Genomic DNA, 5,365 nt, shown 5'->3' on the forward strand with positions numbered 1-5,365 from the left:
GTGCGCTCGTCGTCGGATCGGCCCCGGGGGAGTGGTACCTGCTCGCCCCGCCCGCGACGGCCGGCGACGTGGCCCTACGGATCGAGACGGGCGGGGACGACGGGCCGGTCAGCATCGTCGACCTGACCCACGGACGCGCGCTCCTGCGCCTCACCGGGGTCGACGCCGCCAGCCTTCTGTCGAAGGTCTGCGCCATCGACCTGGGCGACGAGGTCACGCCCGACGGCGCGGCGTTCCGGTCGTCCGTGGCCGGGGTCGTCACCGACGTGGTGCGCGACGACATCGAGGGCCGGCGGTCGTACCTGCTGGGCTGCGAGCGGTCCACCGGCCAGTTCCTGTTCGACGCGCTCGTCGACGCCGGGGAGGAATTCGGCGTCGACGTGGACGGCTTCCGCCCCTGAGGACAGAGAGGCAGACCCATGCAGCTTCCGCGGCACGTTCCGTACCTGATCGTCGGCGCCGGCGTCCACGGCCTGAGCACCGCCTGGCACCTAGCCAGGCGGCTGCGGGCCAGCGGCCGGGGCTCGGGCGAGGACGTGGTCGTGGTCGACAAGACGTCGATCGCGGCCGGCGCCAGTGGCATCGCCTGCGGGGTGGTGCGCAACTTCTACTACCAGCCGGCCATGGGCGAGGTCATGCGCGTCAGCGTCGACGTGTGGGAGTCCGACCCCGAGGGGCTGGCCTACCACCCGGTGGGCTACCTCGCCGCCGCCCCCGAGATCCAGGCCGCGGACCTGGAGGCCATCCACGAGCGCCACATGGCCACCGGCTACGACGCCACCCTGGTCCGCGGCGAGCGCGAGGCCTTCGAGTACATGCGGGGCCTGTTCGGCGACTGGCAGGCGCGCGGCCTGACCGCCGTCCTGCACGAGCACCGCGGCGGGTTCGGGTTCAACCGCGAGTCGATGCTCGGCCTGGCCCACAAGGCCGAGGCCGAGGGCGTGCGGGTGCTGGCCGGCGTCGAGGTCACCGGCTTCGACATCGGCGGCGACGGCGTCGAGACCGTGCGGACGCCCCAGGGCGACGTCGCCGTCGACCAGCTCGTCGTGGCCGCGGGCCCGTGGGCGCCCCACCTGTGGGACATGCTCGGGCTGCCCGAGACGATCGACGTCCGCGAGTCACCCGGCGGCGAGTTGCACACGGGCGTGGACATGTGGACCTACTGGCGCCTGCAGGAAGGCGAGGTCCGTGTCGACCCCCGGACCTTCGTCACCGACGACGGCGCGGAGGCGCCGGTGCTGCACGTCGACTCGACGGAGCCGCTGCGCTCCGACCGCGACGGCCACCTCATCACCGGCGGGCACTGGGGCGTGTACTTCAAGCGCGACCGCCACGGCGTCCAGGGAGGGGCCGTCCCCGAGAGGATCGGGCCGCGGGCCCACGTGGACCCCTACGGGCCGGCCAGCCCCCACTACACCGTCGACGACGACTTCATCGACTACTGGACGGCGGGGCTCGCCCACTGCCTGGGGCGTTTCGAGGGCTGCAGCGGGCGGTACCACGACGCGCCCACCGGCGGCATCGGCGCGTTCACCGCCGACAGCTTCCCCGTGTTCGACTACATGCTGCCGAACACCTATGTCATCGCCGACTCCAACCACGGCTATAAGATGATCGGCGTCGGCAAGGAGGTCGCCCGGGTACTGACCGGGGAGAAGAGCGAGGTGCTGCACCCGTTCCGCTTCTCCCGCTACGCCGAGGGGGCGCTGCACCCCACCTCCAGCAGCCCCTTCCCCTGGAGCTGAGGATCACGGACTTGACAACGACCCCATGATCGAACTGGATCGAACTGGCGGCCGGGGCGACGCAGGGATGGCTCGACGAAGGGCGGTAGATGAGTCCGTGGATGTACCTGAAGGGCAACTCCGGTGAGATCATCCGGCTCAGCTTCGAGCACCTGTACATCGTCGGCGTGTCCCTGCTGATCGGCACCGTCATCGCCATGTCGATCGCCCTGCTGACCTACCGCAGCGCCTGGGCCAGCAACCTGGCGACCCGCAGCACGAGCCTGATCCTGACCGTCCCGTCGTTCGCGCTGTACGCGGTGCTGCTCGGCGTGCTCGGCCTGGGGGTCCTGCCGCCGCTCGTCGCGTTGACCCTCTACAGCCTGCTGCCCGTCGTCCGCAACACCGTGGTGGGACTCAACGAGGTCGACGACGCGGTCGTGGAGTCCGCCAAGGGCATGGGCATGAGCCGCCTGCAGCAGCTGCGGCGTATCGAGCTGCCCCTGGCCTGGCCGGTCGTCCTGACGGGCATCCGGGTGTCGGCCAAGCTGCTCATCGGGATCGCCGCGATCGCCGCGATCGTCAACGGCCCCGGGCTGGGCAATCTCATCATGGACGCGCTCGCGCGGGTGGGAACCCCCATCGCGATTCCCGAGGTCATTGTCGGGACGCTGGGCATCGTGCTCATCGCGATCATCGTCGACGCCGGCTTCGCCGGTCTCACGAAGGCCACCACACCCAGGGGAATGAAATGAGCACGACCGAGGCACAGGAGCACAGCGGGCAGCCACGGGACGACGAGGCCGGCGAGGAGCTGATCCGTCTCGAGGAGCTCGGCAAGCAGTACCCGGACGGCACGGTCGCCGTCGAAGGGCTGTCGATGAGCATCCCGAGAGGGGACACGGTCGTGCTCGTCGGCCCCTCCGGCTGCGGCAAGACCACGACGCTGAAGATGATCAACCGCATCATCGAGCCCACGTCCGGTCGCATCTTCTTCGAGGGGGAGGACGTCACCCAGGCCGACCCCGACGACCTGCGCCGGCGCATGGGCTACGTCATCCAGCAGATCGGGCTGTTCCCCCATATGACGATCTTCGACAACGTGGCCACGGTGCCCCGCCTGCTCAAGTGGGACGAGGACAGGGTCCGCGAGCGCGCCAACGAGCTCATCGAGGTCGTGGGGCTCGACCCCTCCGAGTACGCTAATCGCTTCCCCAAGGAGCTGTCCGGCGGTCAGCAGCAGCGCGTCGGGGTGGCGCGGGCGCTCGGCGGCGACCCCCCCGTCATGCTCATGGACGAGCCCTTCGGCGCGACCGACCCGATCACCCGCGTGCGGCTGCAGGACGAGTTCCTGGACCTGCAACGCCGAGTCCAGAAGACCACGGTGTTCGTCACGCACGACATCGATGAGGCGATCAAGATGGGCACCCGCATCGCGATCCTGCGCCAGAAGTCGCAGATCGCGCAGTACGGCACTCCGGAGAACATCCTGTCCGCCCCGGCGGACGACTTCGTGGCCGACTTCATCGGCGGCGGCAAGTCGCTCAAGCGGCTGAACCTGGCGACGGTCCGCGACGCCGAGCTGACCGACTGGCCGACCGCCTCTGTCGACGACGACCGCTCGACCGTCCTCGACCGGCTGCGCGACTCCGGGCACGACACGGTGCTGCTGCTCGACAACCGCAACCGGCCGCAGCGCTGGGTGCGCCGGCACGAGCTCGAGAACGGCGGCGGGTCCCTCCAGGACCTCGGCGTCCCCGCCGAGGCGCTCGTGCAGCCGGACACGACACTGGCCAGCGCCTTGAACGAGATGCTGGAGTCGCGGTTCGGGGCGGCCGCGGTCGTCAACAGCGACGGTGTGTACGAGGCGGCCGTCGACACGTCCGCTCTGGTCAGGGCGATCGGGCAGATGCAGGAGGCCGCGGAGTCCTCGTCGTGAGGGCCTCGGTGCGGTGGTGGGGCATCCCGCTGTTCGTCGCGGCCGTGCTGGCCGTGCACTTCGGCTACATCGCGTCCATCCAGCTCGACCCGATCGAGCAGCCCCAGCTGACCTTCAACCACCTGTGGTCCGCCTTCGTCAGCCACCTGGCGCTCGTCGGTGTCTCCCTGCTGGTGGTGCTGCTCATCGCCGTGCCGCTCGGCATCTTCCTCACGCGGCCCATGGCGAGGAGGCTCGTCGGGCCCGTCTCCTGGGTCGCCGGCCTCGGGCTGGCGATCCCGTCGATCGGCGTCATCGTCTTCTTCGCGGTCGTCTTCCAGGCGCTCGGGTTCCTGTACGCGGTGATCGCGCTCGTGATCTACGCGACCCTGCCGGTGCTGGCCAACACCATCGTCGGCCTGCAGCAGGTGGACCCGTTCGTCATCGAGTCGGGCCGGGGCATGGGCATGTCCAAGCGGCAGGTCTTCCGTCAGGTCGAGATGCCGCTGGCGGTGCCGGTGGTGCTCGCCGGCGTGCGCACGGCGCTGATCCTGCTGGTCGGGACGGCCACGCTGGCGACCTTCACCGACGGGGGCGGGCTCGGCGACGTGATCAACTCGGGCCTGACGCTGGGGCGGACGACCATCCTGTTCACCGGGTCCATCCTGGCGATGGTGCTCGCCCTGTTTGTGGACTGGCTGGGTGGGATCGCCGAGGACTATCTGCGACCGAGCGGCCTGCGATAGAGCCGGGTAGGGTGGTCTGCGGGGACGGGCGCGCAAGCGCGCAAGGGGGAGACGATGGCACGCAAGGCGGCGTCCACGCTGTACCGGCGGCTGCTCACCGTGGCGGTGGCCATGCTCACGTCGGGCTGTCTCGCCATCACGACGTTCCCCGCCTCGGACACGGGCTCGGCCATCTCGGGCGTGGACCTGTCGGACGTGTCGCTGACGATCGGGTCGAAGGAGTTCACCGAGCAGCTCATCCTCGGCCAGATCGCCGGCCAGGCCCTGGCCGCGGCCGGCGCCAAGGTGAGCGATCAGACGGGGCTGGTCGGCACGACGCTCGTACGCGAGTCCCTGAAGACCGGCCAGATTGACCTGTACTGGGAGTACACCGGGACCGGCTGGATCACCCACCTCGGCCACGTGAACCCGATCCCCGACCCGCGCAAGCAGTGGAAGGCGGTTCACGACGAGGACCTGAAGGCCAATGGCATCTGGTGGTTCCCACCCACCGACGTGAACAACTCCTACGGGTTCGCCTTGAAGGAGCAAGACGCCAAGAAGATGGGGGTCCGGAAGATCTCGGACATCTCCACGGTGCCGCAGAGCCAGATGAGCCTGTGCGCCGCCTCGGAGTTCCTCGGCCGGGTCGACGGCCTGCCGGGGGTCGAGAAGACCTACGGCTTCGAATTCCCCGACTCGAAGATCCACGCCCTGGACTACGGCCTGATCTACACGAGTGTCGGCGGGCCCTGCACCTTCGGGGAGATCTTCACCACCGACGGGCGCATCCGCACCGAGAACCTCTATGTGCTGGAGGACGACAAGAACTTCTTCGCCAAGTACAACGTCTCGGTGACGATGCGCGATGAGACCTACCGCGCCCACGCGGACGAGTACGACAAGCTGTTCGCTCCGATCATCAAGGCCCTCGACAACGACACGATGATCGAGATGAACGCCCAGGTCGACGTGGGGGGCAGGGGAGAGGAAGTCGT

The 5,365-nt window shown here is 69.3% G+C and carries 6 protein-coding genes; all 6 read left to right on the forward strand.

Translation table 11 applies throughout. The features are described 5' to 3' along the window. A partial coding sequence (locus M3N57_07960; protein ID MDP9022618.1) for a sarcosine oxidase occupies positions 1–401 on the forward strand: 401 nt, incomplete at its 5' end. A gap of 18 nt (positions 402–419) precedes the next feature. Further along, positions 420–1,745 (forward strand): FAD-binding oxidoreductase, encoded by a 1,326-nt coding sequence (locus M3N57_07965; GenBank protein ID MDP9022619.1) that lies wholly within the window; start codon positions 420–422, stop codon positions 1,743–1,745. 167 nt (positions 1,746–1,912) lie between these two features. Next, positions 1,913–2,479 carry an ABC transporter permease subunit gene (locus M3N57_07970; protein MDP9022620.1) on the forward strand — a complete coding sequence of 189 codons (567 nt, stop codon included), beginning with the start codon at positions 1,913–1,915 and terminating at the stop codon, positions 2,477–2,479. Next, on the forward strand, positions 2,476–3,663 hold the full coding sequence (locus M3N57_07975) for a betaine/proline/choline family ABC transporter ATP-binding protein (protein ID MDP9022621.1): 1,188 nt from the start codon (positions 2,476–2,478) through the stop codon (positions 3,661–3,663). Before M3N57_07970 ends, M3N57_07975 begins: the two co-directional genes overlap by 4 nt. Then, the gene (locus tag M3N57_07980; protein MDP9022622.1) at positions 3,660–4,388 is read left to right on the forward strand and encodes an ABC transporter permease; all 729 of its coding nucleotides are present in this window, start codon (positions 3,660–3,662) and stop codon (positions 4,386–4,388) included. Before M3N57_07975 ends, M3N57_07980 begins: the two co-directional genes overlap by 4 nt. A 54-nt stretch (positions 4,389–4,442) precedes the next feature. Next, on the forward strand, positions 4,443–5,365 hold a 923-nt coding region (locus tag M3N57_07985), incomplete at its 3' end, for a glycine/betaine ABC transporter substrate-binding protein (protein MDP9022623.1).

Source organism: Actinomycetota bacterium (assembly GCA_030776725.1).
Classification (GTDB): Bacteria; Actinomycetota; Nitriliruptoria; order Nitriliruptorales; family JAHWKO01; genus JAHWKW01.